This window comes from Litoreibacter meonggei (assembly GCF_003663885.1).
Taxonomy (GTDB): Bacteria; Pseudomonadota; Alphaproteobacteria; order Rhodobacterales; family Rhodobacteraceae; genus Litoreibacter; species Litoreibacter meonggei.
Genome location: NZ_RCCE01000005.1, coordinates 247,598 through 267,445 on the forward strand (window position 1 = coordinate 247,598; position 19,848 = coordinate 267,445).

The window sequence follows — 19,848 nt, forward strand, 5'->3', positions numbered from 1 at the left end:
AGATCACCATGTCACATCACGAAACCCGCCTTGCCGAACTTGGCGTCACCCTGCCCGACGCCCCTGCGCCCGCCGCCAATTATGTGCCGAGCGTTATCGTTGGCGACACGGTGTATATCTCCGGCCAGATCAGCCAGAACGACGACGGGTTCATCACCGGAAAAATCGGTGCAGACCTGACCGTCCAGCAAGGGGCCGCAGCCGCCCGCACCTGCGCAATCTCGCTTCTGGCGCAACTGAAAGCCGCTTGCGGTGGTGACCTGAGCCGCCTTGTGCGCGTTGTGAAGTTGACCGGATTTGTGAACTCCACACCCGATTTCACCGAGCAGCCGAAGGTTATAAACGGCGCGTCGGATTTCCTTGTCGAAGCACTGGGTGACGCTGGAAAACACGCCCGCTCCGCCGTGAGTGCTGGTGCGTTGCCCTTCAACGTCGCCGTCGAGATCGAAGGCATTTTCCAGATCAAACCATGACCCTGCCCGCCGCGTTCTTTGCGGGACCGATCACGCATCGGGGATTGCACGACCGCTCCAAGGGCGTGATCGAAAACTCTATGCCTGCCTTCAAGGCGGCCATCGGCGCAGGCTACGGGATCGAGCTGGACGTGCAACTGTCTTTCGATGGGCAATCCATGGTGTTCCATGACTACGACATGGCGCGTCTGACCGGCGAGGGTGGCCCGATCCAGACCCGCACCGCCGAGACCATACGGGGTATGACGCTCAGCGATAGCGACGACACGATCTTCGACCTGCCCGCCGTGCTGGACCTTGTCGGCGGGCGCGTCCCGCTGCTCATTGAGTTGAAAGACCAAGACGGCGCGATGGGCCCGAATGTCGGCCCGTTGGAACGCGCCGTTGCCGATGCGCTAGGCGGCTACCGTGGCGACGCCGCGGTGATGTCGTTCAACCCGCATTCGACAAGAATGATGTCGGAACTCTGCCCCAACCGCCCCCGCGGACTGGTCACCAGCGCCTACAAGCCGTCCGACTGGGCGCCCCTATCAACCGAGGTGTGCGACCGCTTGCGCGACATTCCTGACTACGAGCGGAGCACGGCCTCGTTCATCTCGCATGAGGCCGCCGATCTTGGCCGCCCCCGTGTGGCAGAGCTGAAGGCCAAGGGCGCACAAATCCTGTGCTGGACGATCAAAAGCCAGGCGCAGGCGGACGAGGCTTTGAAAATCGCGCAAAACATCACCTTCGAGGGGTTTATCCCCGCTTGACCCCACATCTTGAAGGCCCATCTTTCAGTCATGCATGACGGGACCGATGATAAGGCGGAGACGCAGGTAGAGATCAGCGTGATCGGGAGCCTCGCGCAGATTGATGCCGCCGATTGGGACGCCTGTGCTTGCCCAGAGGCCGCAGATGGTCGCCCTGTCGACCCCTTCACCACGCACAGGTTTCTGCTGGCTTTGGAACGCTCTGGGTCCGTTGGCGCTGGCACCGGTTGGCAACCGCAATACCTGCTCGCCCGCCAGAACGGCACGTTGATCGGCGCAGCGCCGCTATATGCCAAAAACCACTCGCAGGGCGAATACATCTTCGACCACAACTGGGCGCATGCCTTCGAGCGCGCGGGCGGAAACTACTACCCCAAGCTGCAAATGGCCGTACCGCATACTCCCGCCACAGGCCGCAGGCTTTTGGTGAAGCCCGAACACGAAGCGGTGGCGCAATCTGCGCTGGTGCAAGGTGCTGTGCAACTGGCGTCACAAAACCACGTCTCGTCCCTGCACATTACGTTTTGCACCGAGGGTGAGGCCGAAGCAGGCACGCAGATGGGCCTGATGCCAAGGCTCAGCCAGCAGTTCCACTGGGTGTCGAGCGGGTACGCCAGTTTCGACGATTTCCTTGCCTCGCTGTCGGCGCGCAAACGCAAAAACATCCGCCGCGAACGCGCGCAAGCGGCGAAGTTTGGCGGCAGCATCCACGCGCTAACCGGCGACCAGATCCGGCCTGAACACTGGGACGCCTTCTGGTTGTTCTACCAAGACACCGGTGCGCGCAAATGGGGGACGCCCTACCTCACCCGCGCGTTCTTCGACGAGGCACAGGAAACCCTGCGCGACGACATGATGTTGCTACTGGCGGAGCGTGACGGGCAGTACATCGCGGGCGCGCTGAACTTCATCGGGCGCAACACGCTTTACGGCCGCTATTGGGGCTGCATCGAGGACCACCCCTGCCTGCATTTCGAGCTGTGCTATTACCAAGCCATCGACTGGGCGATCACCCATGGGCTGACCCGTGTCGAGGCGGGGGCACAAGGCGCGCACAAGCTGGCACGGGGGTATTTGCCGGTCGCCACCCATTCGCTGCACTGGATTGCCGACGAAGGCTTCCGCGACGCGGTGCAGCAGTTCCTTGATGCAGAACGCGCGGCCATCGACGAGGATATCGAGATCATGACCGAATACGGCCCGTTCAAGAAATCTGACCAAAAGGTGGACCCATGACCGACGCCCTCAGTGACGACGCTCGCAAAACCGACCTTCAGGAACTGTTGCAAAACGGGTGGGAAACCCATCCCGACCGCGACGCCATAGTCAAAACCTACAAGTTCAAGAATTTCATCGACGCTTTCGGCTTCATGACCCGCGCCGCCATTCATGCGGAAAAGCTGAACCACCACCCTGAATGGTCCAATGTCTATAACAAAGTGGAGGTCACATTGATCACTCATGACGTAGACGGTTTGTCAGAGTTGGATGTGATACTGGCGCGAAAAATGGACCGATTGCGAGAGAGCTAAATGCAAAACACCCTACCAATACGGCAATATCTAAAGAATTTGGTGTTCAAGGTAGACGAGATACGGGTCCAATTCTGGAGGATTTGCGTTCTCGGAATAACGCGGAATATACCTAAATCCGTATTTTTCATACATGGACAGCATCGCAGTATTGCCCGTTATCGTATCTGCATAAATAAGTTTGCAGCCCATATTTCGCGCTTCTGCAATTCTCATCTCAAAGAGCTGCCGCCCCAATCCCAAGCCCTGCGCGTCACGTCGAACATACATACGCTTAAACTCGGCTGCATCAGGACGAATTTTTCGAATAACACCGCAGCCAACTAGTGTTCCGTCATCCAGCGTTGCCAACAGCGAGCGCCCATTTGGTGGTGTCAGGTCGTCCATATGCGCCATCGTGTCGGCAGCCAACTCAGTAGCAGAGTGGAGCGGCCCCCCTGCGTTTACTAACTTGTCGATCATGACCTGATAATATTCCCGCATCAGGGCTTCAAACCCCAAGGGATCAGGTAATTCTGTGACAAATTTTAGCGTATAACCCATGTTATCTGTTAGTAATCTATTCGGCGCAATGCAGACACCTAGATATAAAAATATGGCCCTCCATTGTGGGCTCCCAACCGTCTCTCGAGCCGTTACTGCCCGCGCAGACACAAGTTCTAACACTTGGAAAAGGCCCCACCATTCCGGCGGGGCCTTCGTCTTTTACAAACTGTCGAGCAGCGCCTCGCCGCCGGAGACTTCGCACACACCGGGGCTTTCCTCGGCTTGCAGGACTTTCACCACCCCGTCCTCGGCATACATCGCGTAGCGCTTGGAGCGGGCAATCAGCCCGGCGGGTGGCGCGTCGAAGTCCATGCCAATCGCTTTGGTGAACTCGGAGCCTGCGTCGGACAACATGCTAATGCCAGCCTCGGATGCACCTGTGGCCTCGCCCCATGCCTTCATCACGAACGGGTCGTTGACCGATACGCAAACGATCTCGTCCACGCCCTTGGCATCGAAATCGCCCTTGGTGCGGATGAAACTTGGAACATGGGCGGAATGGCAGGTCGGGGTATAGGCCCCCGGCACAGCAAAGATCACAACCTTGCGGCCTTTGGTCAGGCTGGACAAGGAAACCGCTTCCGGCCCCTCGGCGCCTAGTCGAATAAGATTTACGTCGGGCAGTGTGTCGCCTGTGGAAATGGCCATGTCGTTTTCCCTGATTGAGTTTTGGCTCCCCTTACATATAGGTTCGCAGCGAACGCTAGACCAGAGAAAGGCACTCTGCATGAGCCATATTGTTGTGATCGGCGCGGGGCAGGCCGGGTCTTCATTGACCGCCAAGCTGCGCAATTCAGGCTTTGACGGGGACATCACGCTGATCGGGTCCGAGGTCGTGCCGCCCTACCAACGCCCGCCGCTGTCTAAGGCATACCTGCTAGGTGAGATGGAGAAGGAACGCCTGTTCCTACGCCCCGAACAGTTCTACGTGGACCAAAACATCACCCTGCGCCTTGGCGCCCCCGTGACGGCCATCGACCCGGCGGCGAAGACAGTCACCGTCGCAGGCGAAACGCTGCCATATGACCAACTTGCACTGACCACCGGCTCCAACCCGCGCCACCTGCCCGCCAGCATCGGCGGCGCGTTGAACGGTGTGCATGTAGTGCGCAGCCTTGATGATGTGGACGTCATGGGGGCTGATATGGCCCCCGGCAAACGCGCCTTGATCGTCGGTGGCGGATATATCGGACTGGAAGCGGCTGCCGTCGCATCCAAGATGGGGCTGCAAGTCACCGTGATCGAAATGGCCGACCGCATCCTGCAACGGGTCGCGGCCCCCGAAACCTCCGGCTACTTCCGCAAACTGCACGAAGCACATAGCGTCGATGTCCGCGAAGGTGTCGGGCTAGACCGCTTGCTGGGCGAGTCCCATGTCAGCGGTGCAAAGCTGACCGATGGCAGCCATATCGACGTCGACTTGGTGATTGTTGGTGTCGGCATCACGCCGGGTGACGCACTGGCGGCAGACGCTGGGCTGACCATCAACAACGGCATCGAAACGGATACCCACGGCCGCACCTCCGATCCGAACATCTGGGCCGCTGGCGACTGCGCCTCCTTCCCGTGGCAGGGCGGGCGCATTCGGCTGGAGTCGGTGCAAAACGCCATCGACCAAGCAGAACTGGTAGCCGAGAACATCATGGGCGCGGGCAAGGAGTACGCTCCGATGCCGTGGTTCTGGTCCGACCAATACGACGTCAAGTTGCAGATTGCGGGGCTGAACACCGGCTACGACAAGATCGCCGTGCGCCATATCGGCGACACGGTGTCCTACTGGTACTACAAAGGCGATAAGCTGCTCGCCGTCGACGCGATGAACGACCCGCGCAGCTACATGATCGGCAAGAGGTTGATCGAGGCGGGCAAAAGCCCCTCGGCTGTTGAGATCAGTGACCCCGACACCGACATGAAAGCGCTGCTCAAGTGAGGATCATCGGCGGCATCCACCGCTCCGTCGCCCTCACGCCCGTTGGCAAAGGCGATGAGGCGGGCCACCTGCGCCCCACCACCGACCGCATCCGCGAAAGCCTGTTTAACGTGCTGGCGGGCGGGCGCTATGGTGACCCCGTAGACGGCGCACGGGTGCTGGACCTGTTCGCAGGCACCGGCGCGCTTGGGTTGGAAGCGCTGTCACGTGGGGCTAGTCAGGTTTGCTTTATCGAGAAGGGCCGCGCGGGCTATAAAATCCTCAGCAAGAACATCGCCAAACTGCGCGCGGGCGAGGTCACAAATGCCCTGACATGGGACGCCACGCGCCTGCTTGCCAATCCGTACAAACCGTTCGATCTGGTGTTCCTTGATCCGCCCTATGGCAAGGCCCTCGGCCCCGCAGCGCTCACCAATGCCAAGGCGCAAGGCTGGATCGCCGACGATGCGCTGATCGTCTGGGAAGAAGAAAGCCCGCAATCCGCGCCCGAGGGTTTCGCGGTGTTGGAGAGCAAAAAATACGGCTCCACCCACATCACGTTTCTGGAGACCGCATAGAAAAAGCCGCCCCGAAATTCGGGGCGGCTGGGTACTGGTACTCGTTACTTAGGTAATAACTGGCCTTCGGCGACAAAGCCTCTGGCATCCTCTACAAGTGCTGCCCCATCGAGACCCTTCTCAGTCGCTTCGACGATCCACTCTGCGGTGACTTCTTCGCCAAGCGCCATGATGCGGGCCGTTTCTTCCTCGGACAGAACGCCGATTTCGTTGCCGTCAGCTGTCATCACCTGCTTGCCAACCACATCACCCTCGTCATGAGCGCGACCGGCCCAAGCGGATGCGAACTCGCCAGAGTTGGCGTCGATTATAGCCTTCAAATCAGCGGGCAGGCTGTCGTATTTGTCCTTGTTCATCGCCCAGATGAAATACAGGTTATACAGCGCCTGATCACCTGCCACGTCGGTGTGGCTGTCGGTCAATTCGTCCAGCTTCAGCGAGGGCGACATTTCCCACGTGATCACTCCACCATCCACAACGCCTTTGGACAGCGCCTCGGGGAACGCCGGAACCGGCATGCCGATTGGCGTGGCACCCATTTTATCAAGCAACAGCGTTGCAGGGCGCGACGGGCCGCGCAGTTTCAGACCATTGAAGTCCTCGACCGTTTTGATCGACGGGCCTTTCTTGTGCACGATACCTGGCCCATGCATGTGTGCCGCGATCAGGTGCACGTCCTTGAAGTCGTCCATCAGGTATTTCTGGGTGAATTTCCACGCGGCCACCGATGCGGCCTCGCCGGACTTGGTGGTCATGAAGGGCAGTTCCATGGCCTCCGCCTCGGGGAAGCGTCCGGGCTGGTAGCCGGGGATCACCCAGCCGCCATCCACCGCGCCGTCGCGGATCAGGTCATACTGGTTCGGGGCTTTGCCACCCAATTGCATGAACGGGTACAATTCCACTTTAATGCGGCCATCCGAGTCCTTCTCGATCTTGTCCGCCCATGGCTGCATGAAATATGTTGGGTTCGCCGATTTTGGGGACACGAAGTGCTGGAAACGTAGTGTCACGTCCTGTGCGAAGGCCGTCGAGGCGCTCGCCATGGTGAAAAGGGCGAAAGTCGTGGTTTTGAGAAAGGTCATCTTAAGACCTCCTTTTGCAAGATCGATTAGCGACGCTTTAGCTGCATCGCAGCAAGTATGTAAGTAGTGATAGTCTTTTTGCAAGTCATTCGCAAAAACTTCTTCTAGATGTAGTGGTCGCGGGTATTGTTTGCACAAGTAAAATATGGGAGTTTCGGTCAAAATCGAGCAAATGACAAAAACAGGCGAAACCCCCATGCAAGACCCGCAAACGCTGCTGGCCGATATATTCGGATTCGACGCCTTCCGTTCCGGCCAACGCGACATTGTGGATGCCGTTTGCGCAGGAAAGAACACGCTCGCCATCATGCCGACAGGCGGCGGCAAGTCGCTGTGCTTCCAACTGCCCGCCCTTGCCCGCGATGGTTTGACTGTCGTGATTTCACCGCTGATCGCCCTGATGCGAGATCAGGTCCGCGCCTTGCGGGCGGCTGGCGTTCAGGCCGGTGCTCTCACCTCCGGCAACACGGAAGAAGAGACCGACATGGTCTTCGACGCGCTGCAAGCAGGCACCTTGAAGCTGCTCTACATCGCGCCAGAACGCCTTGCCTCAACTGGCACCCGAGACATGCTGAGCCGCGCCAATTGCACCATGATCGCCGTGGACGAGGCGCATTGCGTCAGCCAATGGGGCCACGACTTCCGCCCCGACTACCTGCGCATCGGCGAACTGCGCCGCGCCCTTGGCGTGCCGCTGGCCGCCTTCACCGCGACAGCCGACGCCGAAACCCGCGAGGAAATCGTCACCCGCCTGTTCGACGGGGTACAACCCGAAACCTTCATGCAAGGCTTCGACCGCCCCAACCTGAACCTCGCGTTCGAGGTCAAGGACGGTCCCCGCCGTCAAATCCTCGACTTCGCCAATGCGCGTCGCGATCAGGCGGGCATCGTCTACTGCGGCACCCGCGCCAAAACCGAAACGCTGGCTCAAGCCCTGCGCGAGGCTGGCCATTCCGCCTGCCATTATCACGGCGGCATGGACAAGGACGACCGCCGCGACGTGGAGCGTCGTTTCTCCCAGGAAGACGGCCTTGTCGTCGTCGCCACCATCGCGTTCGGTATGGGCGTCGACAAACCCGATATCCGCTGGGTCGCGCACGCGGACCTGCCGAAATCCGTCGAGGGCTACTATCAGGAAATCGGCCGCGCCGGTCGCGATGGCACCCCCGCGGATACGCTGACGCTCTACGGTCCCGACGACATCCGCTTCCGCCGCCAACAGATCGACGAGGGCCTTGCCCCCGACGACCGCAAAGCCGCCGACCACGCCCGCCTGAACGCGCTGCTCGGGCTGGCCGAGGCGCTGGAATGCCGCCGCAAACCTCTGCTGGAATATTTCGGCGACACCGACATCACCTGCGGCAACTGCGATCTATGCGAAAAGGCCCCCGACACGTTCGACGGCACGGTCGCCGTGCGCAAAGCGCTGTCCGCCATCCTGCGCACCGGCGAATATTTCGGCGCGGGGCACCTGATCGACATCCTTCTGGGCAACTCCACCGACAAGGTGCAGGCCCGTGGCCATGACCAACTGCCGACCTTCGGCATCGGCGGCGAATACGACAAACGCGGCTGGCAGGCGGTGTTTCGCCAGATGATGGGCCGAGACCTGATCCGCCCCGACCCGTCCCGCCACGGGGCCTTCCGCATGACCCAAGCCGCCCGCCCGATCCTGCGCGACGAGGCGACGATCACACTGCGCAAAGATACCATTAAGAAGGGCGCGAACCGCCCTGCCGTCAAAACGCTGGTCTCCGACGAGGACGCGCCGCTACTCTCGGCCCTCAAGGCCAAGCGCCGCGCCTTTGCCGAGGCGGCCCGCGCGCCCGCTTATGTGATCTTCAACGACAAAACGCTGATCGAAATGGCCGAAACGCGGCCCGCCGATCTGGACGAATTCGCCCGCATCTCCGGTGTCGGCGCCAAGAAGCTGGAAAGCTTCGGCGCAGCCTTCCTCGAAGTCATCAACGGCGCGCCAACCCCAGAGTTGCACCCGACCCGCCGCAAGCTGGCAGGCCGCGACAGCGGCGCGCTTTATGACCAGTTGCTGGAGGCGCAGGCCAACCTGTCACGCGGCCCCGAGGGCTACGACAAACCCCTCAGCTGCTCCGCCTCCCTGATCGCCAAGGTGGCAGAGGTCAAACCAAGCGACACCACCTCCATGGCCCGCCTTCTGGGCGACCGCCGCGCGGAGCGTTTCGGCGAGGCGTTCCTGAATGTGCTGAAAGCCTCTTGAGGCGACGGCCAACCCGACTACATTGCCTCCCAAAGGAGACCGCCTATGCTGACTGTGATTTCGCCCGCCAAGAAACTGGATATGTCCGCCGTGGACGTCACCCCGACTCTGCCGGAGTTCCAGACACAGGCGAACGAGCTGGCCAATGTGGCACGCAAGCTGTCCGTCAATAATCTGCGCAAGCTGATGGACATCTCCGAAAACCTCGCGACGCTGAACCGCGACCGCTTCCGCGATTTCGCCGACGCCAGCACACCCGAGAACGCCAAAGCCGCGATGTATATCTTCGCAGGTGACACCTACACGGGCCTTGAGGCCAAAAGCCTCGACCAAGACGAAATCACCTTCGCCCAAGACCAGCTGCGCATCCTGTCCGGCCTCTACGGCCTGCTGAAACCACTCGACGCGATCCAGCCCTACCGGCTGGAAATGGGCAGCCGCCTGAAAACAAAACGCGGCAAATCGCTCTATGACTACTGGGGCAGCACCATCAGCGAGGCGCTGAACGCGCAGGCGAAAGACGTGCAAACCGATACGCTGATCAACTGCGCCAGTCAGGAATATTTCGGCGCGGTGAAGCCCGACGCGTTGACGCTGAATGTCGTCACCCCGCAATTCTACGAGGACAAGCCCGGCGGCCCAAAGATCGTCAGCTTCTTTGCCAAGCAGGCCCGTGGGGCCATGGCGCGGTTCATCATCCAGAACCGCCTGACCAAGCCGGAGCAAATCCGCGACTTCGACACCGGCGGCTATGCCTACCAGCCGGATCAATCCACACCGGACCGCCCCGTCTTCCTACGCGCCGAAGCGCTTGCCAAGGCTTCCTAGTTTGCCAGCAGGTGGCAACGCATCTTTTGCCAAACAGATAGAATCCGCTTAATCTGCCGCTAACCGTTACAACCTCCGCGAAAATATCAACGACGGGGTCGAAACAAAAGACGGGGCAGAGGACACCAGATGAGCAATACAAGACGCGCATTCCTGCTCGGCACCGGCGCTTTGGCTGGCGCATATGCAACCCGCAAATATTACACCACGCCCGACCCGTCCGGTCGTCTGCTTGGTGGCGTCTCGAATGATCCGCTTGTCCTCAATGACGCGTCCGAGTTGTCGCCGACGCGGGTGGCCAAGCATCTCACGCTCACTGACCGGTTTGAGACCCCGCAAATTGACGCGCTTAGGGCCGAGCTGACCGATGCCAAACAAGCGGGCCGCCCTGTCATCGCCTCCGCCGCGCGGCATTCGATGGGCGGGCAAAGCATGGCCGTTGCTGGCACCACCATCACCATAGACCACGACTGGCTGGAGATGGACAAAACCGCGCTCACCTATCGCTGCGGTGCTGGTACCCGCTGGTCCACCGTGATCGCCAAGCTGGACGCGGAAGGGTTCTCCCCCGCCGTCATGCAGTCCAACAACGACTTTGGCGTGGCCGCTACGTTTTCGGTCAACGCCCATGGCTGGCCAACGCCCTATTCCGGGATGGGGTCGACCGTCACCAGCCTTCGCATGATGCTGGCCGACGGGTCCTATATCAACTGCTCGCGCGACGAGAATGCCGACATCTTCTTCGCCGCAATGGGGGGCTACGGGCTGTTTGGCGTGATCACCGACATGACCGTCAAGATGGTGTCCAACTCCCGCCTGCAACCGACCTTTGAGAAGATGGACGCCGAGCTGTTCGGCCCCCGCTTCGTGCAAGCCGTCAAGGGGGGGACAGGCGTGCAGATGGCCTATGGTCGCCTCGATGTCAGCAAGGACCGTTTTTTCGAGCGGGCGATGATGATCACCTACCGCCCAACCCAGGACCAAAGCGACCTGCCCCCCGCCCCCGGATCGGGCTTTATGTCCAAAGCGGCGCGGTCGGTCTTCCGCGCACAGCTCGGCTCCGACAGCGCCAAGCATCGTCGCTGGTGGTTCGAGTCCGGCCTTGGGCCTTGGATCGGCGGCGGCGAGGTCACCCGCAACACGCTGTTGAACGAGCCGGTCATCACGCTGGATGACCGCGACGACACCCGCACCGACATCCTGCACGAATATTTCATCGCCCCCGACAAATTCGCAGGCTGGATACATGCCTGCCGCGAGGTGATCCCCTCAAGCTATCAGGAGCTGCTCAACATCACGCTGCGCTATGTCGCCCAGGACGGCGAAAGCTGGCTCAGCTACGCACCCGCCGACCGCATCGCCTGCGTGATGCTGTTCTCTCAGGAGAAGACCCATCGCGGTGAGGAGGACATGAAACGCATGACGCAGGAACTCATCGACCGCACGCTGGATCTGGGCGGCAGCTACTACCTGCCCTACCGCCTTCATGCGCGCCAAGACCAGATCATCAAGGCCTATCCCGGCCTGCGCCCCTTCGTGGCCAAGAAACGCGCCATGGACCCCACCAACCTGTTCCGCCACGCGATGTGGGACACCTACATGGCAAGGGGTTAACCCGATGACCACATTGCGCCTGATCACACTCGGCTACTTCGTCTCGCTGCTCATCGCGGCGTCGCTGAACTACCTGCCGATCCCCGGCATCATCGACGACCAAGGCTACGCCTTCGGCATCTTCGCGCTGGATGTGTTCGACGATCTGCTGCACGTGGCCTCTGCCCTCTGGGCGCTGGCCGCCGCGCTGATCTCGCACCGCGCCAGCCGCATCTTCCTGACCTATTTCGGCGCGTTGTATTTCGCCGACGGCCTGCTCGGCCTCGCCACAGGTTCCGGCTTTCTGGACGCGGGCATCCTGATCTACGGCTTCTATGAATACCCCAGCTTCGCGATCAAGCTCGCCGCCAACATCCCGCACCTGTTCTTAGGTGGCGTCGCCCTTGCCGCCGCCTATTTCGGCCGCAAATGAAGCGCCTGCTCAAATGGCTCGGGCTTGCCTTGCTAGCACTGGTCCTGCTGATCGCCACGCCCATCACCTACACCGAAACCATGTGCCGCGGTACACCGTTGGAGCAAGCCGAGGCGAAATACATAACCGACCCCGCATGGCAGCGGGCCGAGGCGCGGACCTACCTGACCTACCCCGAATGGCACATCGTCTACGCCTATGAAGGCTATGCCGAGGTGCTGAAACGCGCCGACCCGCATAACTTTCCCTACACAACAGCCGTTACAGGCTTCTGGTCCTCGCTTTGCGCGTTGACCGAAAAAGCAGATGAGTTGGGCGAGGCAGGCACCGACGCCAAGCTGACGATCTACACCATCGGTGCCAGCTTCACGCTGGAGATGCTGTTCAAGGCCGCCTACGAGGAAACCATCGGGCGCGTCGCCTCTTGGACCTCCGACACCTCGCCTCAAGACAAGGTCGAGATGGCGATGGCCGCCGACTACGCCACCTTCCTGCAGGAAATCCCGTGGTACAAATACGACTTCGACGCATGGTACGCCAAGCTCATGGCCGCCCCTACGGAAGGCATCCGATCCTATGAGCGCCGCGTCGCACTGGGCATCGAGTGGAAAGCCAAGGCCGCCTACGCGCGCCTCATCGCCAAGGCCGCAGGTGCGGTGGGCGTGGACGAGCTAATCATGCGCATTGCCATCCAAGGCGTCACACCCGACGATCTGACGGCCTATCCCGAGATCACCGTGATCTCTAGCGAGGGCGGCACCATCATCGCCGAAGTCCCCCGCTACCGCACCTTCACCAAACTCGTCGAAAAGCTCCTCTTCGACTACAGTCAGGCCCGCATCGTGGAAATCGCGGGCAATGACGACATCCTAATCAGCCTCGACGCCCGCGCAAATCCTGTCCTCCGTGACCATCTGAACGTGCTGTCCATTACCAATCGCGTTGGCTTTTACGAACGAACCCGCGTGCTGGTCGCCATGAAAGTCGACCAGTTGCACACGCTCACCCCCACATTGAAGCTGACCGGGCTGGAGCACATATATGACTACTAGATGCGCCCGATCCTGATCATATGCACCATCGTTGCCGCGTGGGTCGCCTTGGCACTTGGTGCCATGCTCACCGGCACAATCGCCACGGCGGCGGTCCCCAAAGGCACCCGCATCCCCGCAAATGTCGCAATCATCGGCACCGCCCCCGGCTTGCTCATTCTGCGCAGCGATGATCCGGACTACGTGAGCAAACTATATAAAGCAGGCGCGGCCTTCGTGCTGCCTGCCCGCCGCAAGACCTGCCTCGACCTGCAACGCTGAAGACGCAGGGACACGCCCTATCTCCATTTGGTCAAAAATACTCAAATTCCATCAGCAGCCGAACAACCCGCAATCTCGGTATTTCAGAACCGCCTCAAAGGTCTTCGGCAAAGTGCCGGACGGCTGAAGAATCTCCACCGTCGGCACGACAAGTTCCACCACGGTCCCGTCCTCGGAAATTGTCCCGTTAGAGCTTTCCACTTCCAGCGCACGCAAGCGCATCACAATCTCCGAGCCCTCAAGTCCGCCGGTGATCATTCCGAACATCGGATTGTCAGCTGACAATTCCGCCGGCTTGCCCTCGATATTCTCAAAATCCAGCGGAAGGCTGATCTTCAACCGCTCGTCATCCAAACGCACGAACACCATCTCGCCAAGAAACGGGTCTTCTTTTTTCGCCGCATCGGCTTGCTCGATCGCCTCGTCGATGGTCATCGTATCTCGGGATTTGCACGACACGCTTTCCGGCGTCTCGATCTTCTCTGCCTCGGGTGGGCATAGCCCGGCACCCTGCTCGCCCGTCATCTGCATCATATCGAACAACTGCCGCCCCAGAACCATGGTTGTGTCGGCGGTGATCACCTCATCCTCGCCAATGGTGACATCGGATTCGACGTCCAGACACGCGGCCAAGGGCAGCATCAGAATCAGGGCAAGTCTACGCAATAACATCGGCTGGTCTCCATTAGGGTCCGGCAGATAATGCCCGCGATAGGCGCGCATGAAAAGCGGCAGGCCCCAGATCGCCGTGAAAAAGCTTTGTGCATCGCCGGCGTAGCCCTAGAGTACTCTCAATTGGAAAATTTTATTTACCTTCTCCCCAATTTTGGGAAACTATAAATGCTTGTTTCTAAAGTATTATCTGAGCGCGGCACGGAAGCCCTCATGCAAGAACGAGTCGCCGACTATGAACAGCGTGCCCTCGGCTACCTGAAAACCACATTCCCCCTGCATCACCAGTTGCACGGCAACGATACGGAATTGGCACTTGTTCGCGCAACCTACCAAACGGCGCGACGGCGCGGCATCAAACGCATACGCGATCATCTGCAATATCTGGGCCTGACCGTCTATCTCGGCGCCGGTTTCGAGCGCAATCCATTGCATCTTCATCCCGTCAGGCGGGCGGGTTGGCTGGCGCCTGACGGGACCGCCCATCGGATATCGAACTTTGACATGCTGTTCGCATGGGCAGAACGCTGGCAGGAACTCACCGCGCTGGACTGCGAAGAATGGCCGTCGCAAAGCCTCTATGACGAGGTGTTGCGCCTTGGCGCGTGGCCGGACGAGCGTGCCGTATACGAAGCCCTCTGCACGATCTGGCCCAATCGCACGATGGCGGTGCCTCAACCCGATTTGCTGGATTTCATCCGCGAAACCCAGGCCTTCGCCCAATCCATGGCTCTGCCGCAGGAAGAAACAATCTTGTGGATCACGGCGGCACTCCAATTGGGCAGTCGTTTTGCGCAAGACCCGCGTTATCAACCGCTCGCTGCGAAGCTGCACCCGAACAGCAATGCCCCGCGACCAACCGCCAAGAGTATCATGGCTGATCTGAAGGCTGCATCCACATGACCAATCCCGCAGATGCACAAGCCACGGCGCAAGCCACCGGGGAGGGCGAAGTTGAAAGCGCCGCGATCTCCTGCCCCGCCCCTTGCGTTGTCACAGTTGTCACACGCGCAGGCGAAGTGCCCGTCGAAGGCGTTTACGTCGAGGGCGACGGCGCACGCATCGGCGTAACCAACAGCAACGGGCTCGCCATGGGGATGGTTTCAACCTGTGACGGCACGACAACCATAAAGGTGATCTATGAGAACGCCGACGCTCGGGTGAAAAGCGAGGAGGCCACGTTGGAGGTCACCGGCCTGACCCTGCCGCTCACCAGTGCCACCGGCGGGCAGGCCCGCAACTTCATCGCCAAGGTGCAGGACGTGTTCGGCTCCGGCGATGGCGGCTTCCCCGGCGACAAGGATTTCGAGGACACCTATGACGGCGCAGCGCAGGTATCCGTGGTCGCAGGCACCCTGCATGTGACGATCAAGCTGGCCACGATCTCGCTGGTCGTGCCCTACCGAAATCAAAACGATTCCGCCGAAACCATCAGCAACGTGGCGCAGCGCGGCGCAATTCTGTGTATGCCAACCTCGGGCGAGATGCAGGGCCAGTACTGGGGCATCGAGAAGGTCACAGCCGCCACCACCACGACACCTGAAACGCGTGCCGACATCACCCGCTACGACATCATGATGGAGGCTTATAACCGCAACACCAACGGCTTCCGGCTAGGCGTTTTCCCGCGCCACTGGCAGAACTGGGACAACCTGCGCGCGGCGGTCCGAACGCTCGTCGATGCCTCGCACCCCAATACTTACTCCGTTGGCAGCGGCCCCGCAGGCGGCAACGTTGAAACAATTCCCAGCGCCTACGCGGACGGGCTGACGGAACTTTTGGGCAAAGGCGTGCCGACTGTGACCTCCACTTACGCGACAGACGGCCATGTGATGATCGTCACTGGCGCGGTGGTGAAACATGACGACGAGTCCGAATGGCTGATCCTGAACGACCCGAACGGCACGTTGTCCAGCACCGACTCGATCTATGGTGATCTGGACGTCCAGAACCCTGTTGGCGCGCGCGGCACCTCTACGGCGGCAGTGATAAACAGCGCGCCAGATGTGCGCGCGGTGCAGGAGGTCCTGACACGGACCGGCCACTACACGGGGCCGACCAACGGCGTCATAAACGAGGCAGACCCCAACGATCCCACCATCGCCGCCATTCGCGCCTTCCAAGGCCGCAATGGCGACGGGCGCGTCGATCCCGGCGGCGGCGCAGAACGGCGGATGAACGCCCAGATCGACCGCGGTACCAGCTCTAAATACTCGAATGTCGAGAATGAGCGGAACGGTGCAAATGGTGACCGCGGGCGTCATGTCTACTATAATGGCGGAACCGAAGGCGCGCGCGCAGGTCAGTTCAGGCTCAAAGGCCAGCCGTGGAGCTGCGTCGTGGAGCCTGACACAGATCTGACCACCACCGAGATTGCCGACCGCCTGAACACAGGAACACGCCGATGAAAAAGTCACTGATCCTTTGCGCCACACTGGCAAGCCCCGCCATTGCGGGTGATGCAACATGGAGCGCCTGCGACGGTGCCTGCACGGTGACCCAAGACGCACAGGGGGCGACGGTCGCCTTTCAAAGCGGGGCCAAAACTACCCTTCCGGATCTGCTGTTCGCGCATGGTCAAAAGCCAACCGAGTGCCTGAACACAGCGCTGGCCTTCACCAATGCTGACGGCACTATGGTGCAACTGTTCAACCTGGATCCCGAGGCAGAAACGCTGACGCCCGCCAAACAGCTAGAGATGGAAGACGTCACGGTCTTCCCGGACTCCGCTTACCTGTCTTGCGACGGCAAACGGCTGATTGCGCAGGATGTGTATGGCAACGGTGGAGAGGTCATCTTGTCCACCTATGAAGGCACGTTCATCGCGCCCTCGGTTGACGAGACCAATTGGCTTACTACCGCCGCTGGGGGCCGCTACGGGGTGGAGGTCGTGCTCTCCGACACATTCAACGGCTACCGCGTCGTGGATTTCGAGACCGGCACGGAAGCCAAGTTTGAAGCGCTCCACGAGATTGACCAACCGGTGTTCGGGGAACACGGCGAATTTGCCCTCATCCGCCATTCCGTCACGCCAGTTGTCACTGACATCTACCGCCTAGCCGACGGGGCGCTCCTCCTGTCCCTCGACGAGGCAATGCCCGGCGGGCAGGCCTTTATGGTCGATGACGCGGGCAAGTTGGTCACCATGCCAGACCCTGCACAAAAATGAGGAATGCATCGGTTTTCGTCTTCCAGTTGGATTGCGAGAAAGATGGACTAACCTATCACCGGATGGCCGTCGCAAGCGGCCCAAGCCAAACACCCGCACAAAACGCTGCCGAGGCTTTATGTCAAAGCCTTGGCCAGACCGTAACAGGCGCAACCGCGACACCGCTGAACAAGGCAGGGCTGTCCGCCGCCCGTGAAATGGCCACAACGCTTACCGAAGACACAAATGCAGCGCTTGGACCGGACTACTTTGCACGGGTAGAGGATTGTGACAGCACCCGCCCGTTTGCGGCCAGAACGCTAGAGATGTCCCCGCTTGACGGCAGCACCGACGACATTGTCCCGGAGGAGTTCACCCCTTTCCTGTTCGACGACGCTGGAACCTACGCGCTGCTGGATGGGGCGTTGATTATGGGATTGCCGGAACGGCTGGAAGCCTCCGGCCTGCCCTTCGCCTGCCTCTATGACGGTGACGCTGCCGAAGAATTCGCCGACAGCGCGCCCTATATCGTACAACTCGCCCCCGATGCGACGCTAACGCGGGCGCTGTTCTCGAAGTTCAAAAAAGACGGCATCCAACGCGGGTTTTGGGCGGACGAGGCGGGTATCATCGTGCAAAGCCCCGCCAGCCTGCGCGCCCTACGGCGCCACTTCCGGCGCTTCACATATCTTGAGGGTGAACACGGGAAACGCGTGTTCTTCCGCTTCTACGCGCCAGTAACCCTACGGGCCCTGATCGCGAATATGGAGCCGGAAGACCTTGCCGATTTTGGCAAAGGGATCACGCGGTTTGTCTGCCCCGGCAAACCTGCCGGGGCGTTTATCTTAGAACGCTCTTAAGCTGCACGCGACGCACGTTTGCGCTCGTGCGGGTCAAGGTGACGCTTGCGCATACGGATGGCGTTCGGGGTGACCTCAACCAGTTCGTCATTGTCGATATAGGCAATCGCCTCTTCCAGCGACATGCGCACAGGTGTGGTCAGGCGCACCGCTTCGTCGGTACCGGAGGCCCGCACGTTGGTCAGCTTCTTGCCTTTCAGCGGGTTCACTTCCAGATCGTTCTCGCGGGAATGCTCGCCGATAATCATGCCCTGATACACAGCCTCCTGCGCGCCGATGAAGAACTTGCCACGGTCTTCAAGGTTGAAGATCGCATAGGCCACGGAAACACCGCTTTCCATCGAGATCAGAACACCCGCGCGGCGGCCAGGAATGGTACCCTTGTGTGGCGCCCACTCATGGAACACACGGTTCAGAACACCGGTCCCGCGCGTGTCGGTCAGGAATTCGCCATGGTAGCCGATCAGACCACGCGACGGCACATGCGCGATGATGCGGGTTTTGCCCGCGCCCGCAGGCTTCATCTCGGTCATCTCGCCCTTGCGAACACCGGTCAGCTTTTCGATCACCACGCCGGAATATTCATCATCCACGTCGACAGTGACTTCTTCGATTGGCTCGTGACGCACGCCGTCAATTTCTTGGAACAACACCTGCGGGCGAGAGATCGACAGCTCGAACCCTTCACGGCGCATGTTTTCGATCAAAACGCCCATCTGCAATTCGCCACGACCGGCAACCTCAAAGGCGTCTCCGCCCGGGGTGTCGGAAATCTTGATGGCGACGTTGGACTCGGCCTCTTTCATCAAGCGGTCACGAATGACGCGGGACTGCACTTTCTTGCCGTCCTTGCCCGCCAACGGGCTGTCATTAATCCCGAAGGTCACAGTGATAGTCGGCGGATCAATCGGCTGCGCGGGAAGCGCGTCGCTCACGTCCACGGAACACAGCGTATCAGCCACAGTCGCCTTGGTCATACCGGCCAGCGAAACAATGTCACCAGCTTCGGCCACATCAATAGGCTCTTGGGTCAAACCGCGTGCTGCCAGAATTTTCGTAGCGCGGAACTGCTCGACCTTGGTGCCATCAAGTGACAGGGCCTTGACGGTTTCGCCAACTTTCAGGGTGCCCGTTTCAACACGGCCCGTCAGAAGGCGACCAATGAACGGGTCGGCGCCCAACGTAGTCGCCAACATGCTGAATGGTTTGCCGCGATCAGCAACCTGCGCAGGGGCAGGCACGTGCTCAACAATCAGGTCCATCAGTGCGGACAGGTCTTTGCGTGGCCCGTCAAGTTCCATATCAGCCCAGCCAGAACGGCCAGAGGCATACATGGATGGGAAATCCAGTTGATCGTCCGTCGCACCAAGGTTCGCGAACAAATCGAAACATTCGTCCAAAGCACGGTCCGGCTCGGCGTCGCCTTTGTCTACTTTGTTCAAAACCACAATCGGACGCAAACCCAAGGCCAGCGCCTTGGAGGTCACGAATTTGGTTTGGGGCATCGGGCCCTCAGCCGCATCGACCAGCAGCACAACACCGTCCACCATTGACAAGATACGCTCCACCTCGCCGCCGAAATCGGCGTGGCCGGGAGTGTCGACGATGTTCATACGAATGCCCTTCCACTCAACCGAGGTGGCTTTGGCAAGAATCGTAATCCCGCGCTCGCGTTCCAGATCGTTGCTGTCCATGGCGCGCTCTGCCACGGCTTGATTTTCACGGAAAGAGCCGGATTGCTTGAGCATTTCGTCCACAAGCGTCGTTTTGCCGTGGTCAACGTGAGCGATAATCGCAATATTGCGAAGGTCCATTAGACTAACCTTGTAAGGAGTGTTTGCGCGCGACCTAACGCACTAAGCCTACAAACGCCAGCTAAAACGGGTGAAGTGG

The 19,848-nt window shown here is 60.2% G+C and carries 21 protein-coding genes; 16 read left to right on the forward strand and 5 right to left on the reverse strand.

Translation table 11 applies throughout. The features are described 5' to 3' along the window. The first annotated feature begins 8 nt into the window (after window positions 1-8). The 4 genes from BCF46_RS15220 to BCF46_RS15235 are packed head-to-tail and all read left to right on the forward strand — an operon-like array spanning window position 9 to window position 2,757. Window positions 9-473: a RidA family protein gene (locus tag BCF46_RS15220; protein ID WP_121026128.1), complete on the forward strand. Its 465-nt coding sequence runs from the start codon at window positions 9-11 to the stop codon at window positions 471-473. After that, on the forward strand, window positions 470-1,225 hold the full coding sequence (locus BCF46_RS15225) for a glycerophosphodiester phosphodiesterase family protein (RefSeq protein ID WP_121026131.1): 756 nt from the start codon (window positions 470-472) through the stop codon (window positions 1,223-1,225). Before BCF46_RS15220 ends, BCF46_RS15225 begins: the two co-directional genes overlap by 4 nt. 30 nt (window positions 1,226-1,255) lie before the next feature. Next, complete coding sequence (locus BCF46_RS15230; RefSeq protein ID WP_121026134.1) at window positions 1,256-2,461, forward strand: GNAT family N-acetyltransferase; 1,206 nt, start codon at window positions 1,256-1,258, stop codon at window positions 2,459-2,461. Then, window positions 2,458-2,757: a 4a-hydroxytetrahydrobiopterin dehydratase gene (locus BCF46_RS15235; protein WP_121026137.1), complete on the forward strand. Its 300-nt coding sequence runs from the start codon at window positions 2,458-2,460 to the stop codon at window positions 2,755-2,757. Before BCF46_RS15230 ends, BCF46_RS15235 begins: the two co-directional genes overlap by 4 nt. A gap of 30 nt (window positions 2,758-2,787) precedes the next feature. On the opposite strand, the gene BCF46_RS15240 is transcribed toward BCF46_RS15235, so the two are convergent. Together BCF46_RS15240 and BCF46_RS15245 are read right to left on the reverse strand one after the other, a co-directional pair. Next, entirely contained in the window at window positions 2,788-3,300 is a 513-nt protein-coding gene (locus BCF46_RS15240) for a GNAT family N-acetyltransferase (protein WP_121026140.1), read from the reverse strand. Between the two features lie 162 nt (window positions 3,301-3,462). Next, window positions 3,463-3,951 carry a peroxiredoxin gene (locus BCF46_RS15245; protein WP_121026143.1) on the reverse strand — a complete coding sequence of 163 codons (489 nt, stop codon included), beginning with the start codon at window positions 3,949-3,951 and terminating at the stop codon, window positions 3,463-3,465. A 79-nt stretch (window positions 3,952-4,030) separates the two neighbouring features. Here BCF46_RS15245 and BCF46_RS15250 point away from each other — a divergent pair, with 79 nt between their 5' ends. Together BCF46_RS15250 and rsmD are read left to right on the forward strand one after the other, a co-directional pair. After that, window positions 4,031-5,233, forward strand: coding sequence for an NAD(P)/FAD-dependent oxidoreductase (locus BCF46_RS15250; RefSeq protein ID WP_121026145.1), 1,203 nt, complete (start codon window positions 4,031-4,033; stop codon window positions 5,231-5,233). Next, window positions 5,230-5,790: a 16S rRNA (guanine(966)-N(2))-methyltransferase RsmD gene (gene rsmD / locus BCF46_RS15255; RefSeq protein ID WP_121026149.1), complete on the forward strand. Its 561-nt coding sequence runs from the start codon at window positions 5,230-5,232 to the stop codon at window positions 5,788-5,790. Before BCF46_RS15250 ends, rsmD begins: the two co-directional genes overlap by 4 nt. 44 nt (window positions 5,791-5,834) lie before the next feature. Here rsmD and BCF46_RS15260 read toward each other — a convergent pair whose 3' ends face one another. Next, entirely contained in the window at window positions 5,835-6,872 is a 1,038-nt protein-coding gene (locus BCF46_RS15260) for a TRAP transporter substrate-binding protein (RefSeq protein WP_121026152.1), read from the reverse strand. 196 nt (window positions 6,873-7,068) lie between these two features. Between BCF46_RS15260 and recQ the strand changes: the two genes are divergently transcribed. The 6 genes from recQ (at window position 7,069) to BCF46_RS15290 (ending at window position 13,275) form a co-directional block, all read left to right on the forward strand. Continuing rightward, window positions 7,069-9,108: a DNA helicase RecQ gene (gene recQ, locus BCF46_RS15265; RefSeq protein WP_121026614.1), complete on the forward strand. Its 2,040-nt coding sequence runs from the start codon at window positions 7,069-7,071 to the stop codon at window positions 9,106-9,108. A 45-nt stretch (window positions 9,109-9,153) separates the two neighbouring features. After that, the gene (gene yaaA / locus BCF46_RS15270) at window positions 9,154-9,936 is read left to right on the forward strand and encodes a peroxide stress protein YaaA (protein WP_121026155.1); all 783 of its coding nucleotides are present in this window, start codon (window positions 9,154-9,156) and stop codon (window positions 9,934-9,936) included. 129 nt (window positions 9,937-10,065) lie between these two features. After that, window positions 10,066-11,550 carry an FAD-binding oxidoreductase gene (locus BCF46_RS15275; RefSeq protein WP_121026158.1) on the forward strand — a complete coding sequence of 495 codons (1,485 nt, stop codon included), beginning with the start codon at window positions 10,066-10,068 and terminating at the stop codon, window positions 11,548-11,550. A gap of 4 nt (window positions 11,551-11,554) precedes the next feature. Further along, window positions 11,555-11,962 carry a hypothetical protein gene (locus BCF46_RS15280; protein ID WP_121026161.1) on the forward strand — a complete coding sequence of 136 codons (408 nt, stop codon included), beginning with the start codon at window positions 11,555-11,557 and terminating at the stop codon, window positions 11,960-11,962. After that, a complete protein-coding gene (locus tag BCF46_RS15285) occupies window positions 11,959-13,014 on the forward strand; it encodes a hypothetical protein (RefSeq protein WP_121026164.1) in 1,056 nt (351 codons plus the stop codon). The genes BCF46_RS15280 and BCF46_RS15285 overlap by 4 nt, the downstream gene beginning before the upstream one ends. Continuing rightward, window positions 13,015-13,275 carry a hypothetical protein gene (locus BCF46_RS15290; protein ID WP_121026167.1) on the forward strand — a complete coding sequence of 87 codons (261 nt, stop codon included), beginning with the start codon at window positions 13,015-13,017 and terminating at the stop codon, window positions 13,273-13,275. 51 nt (window positions 13,276-13,326) lie between these two features. Here BCF46_RS15290 and BCF46_RS15295 read toward each other — a convergent pair whose 3' ends face one another. After that, a complete protein-coding gene (locus BCF46_RS15295) occupies window positions 13,327-13,947 on the reverse strand; it encodes a hypothetical protein (protein WP_121026170.1) in 621 nt (206 codons plus the stop codon). A gap of 213 nt (window positions 13,948-14,160) precedes the next feature. Here BCF46_RS15295 and BCF46_RS15300 point away from each other — a divergent pair, with 213 nt between their 5' ends. From BCF46_RS15300 to BCF46_RS15315, 4 genes are read left to right on the forward strand one after another with little or no spacing between them, the layout of a single operon-like run. Continuing rightward, the gene (locus BCF46_RS15300; RefSeq protein WP_147436003.1) at window positions 14,161-14,850 is read left to right on the forward strand and encodes a hypothetical protein; all 690 of its coding nucleotides are present in this window, start codon (window positions 14,161-14,163) and stop codon (window positions 14,848-14,850) included. After that, the gene (locus BCF46_RS15305) at window positions 14,847-16,355 is read left to right on the forward strand and encodes a hypothetical protein (RefSeq protein WP_121026176.1); all 1,509 of its coding nucleotides are present in this window, start codon (window positions 14,847-14,849) and stop codon (window positions 16,353-16,355) included. Before BCF46_RS15300 ends, BCF46_RS15305 begins: the two co-directional genes overlap by 4 nt. Then, a complete protein-coding gene (locus BCF46_RS15310) occupies window positions 16,352-17,116 on the forward strand; it encodes a hypothetical protein (RefSeq protein WP_121026179.1) in 765 nt (254 codons plus the stop codon). The genes BCF46_RS15305 and BCF46_RS15310 overlap by 4 nt, the downstream gene beginning before the upstream one ends. Next, window positions 17,113-17,955, forward strand: coding sequence for a DUF4123 domain-containing protein (locus tag BCF46_RS15315; protein ID WP_121026182.1), 843 nt, complete (start codon window positions 17,113-17,115; stop codon window positions 17,953-17,955). Before BCF46_RS15310 ends, BCF46_RS15315 begins: the two co-directional genes overlap by 4 nt. Here BCF46_RS15315 and typA read toward each other — a convergent pair. Further along, window positions 17,952-19,769: a translational GTPase TypA gene (gene typA / locus BCF46_RS15320; protein WP_121026185.1), complete on the reverse strand. Its 1,818-nt coding sequence runs from the start codon at window positions 19,767-19,769 to the stop codon at window positions 17,952-17,954. The two genes, BCF46_RS15315 and typA, sit on opposite strands and share 4 nt — an antisense overlap. Window positions 19,770-19,848: the final 79 nt, after the last annotated feature.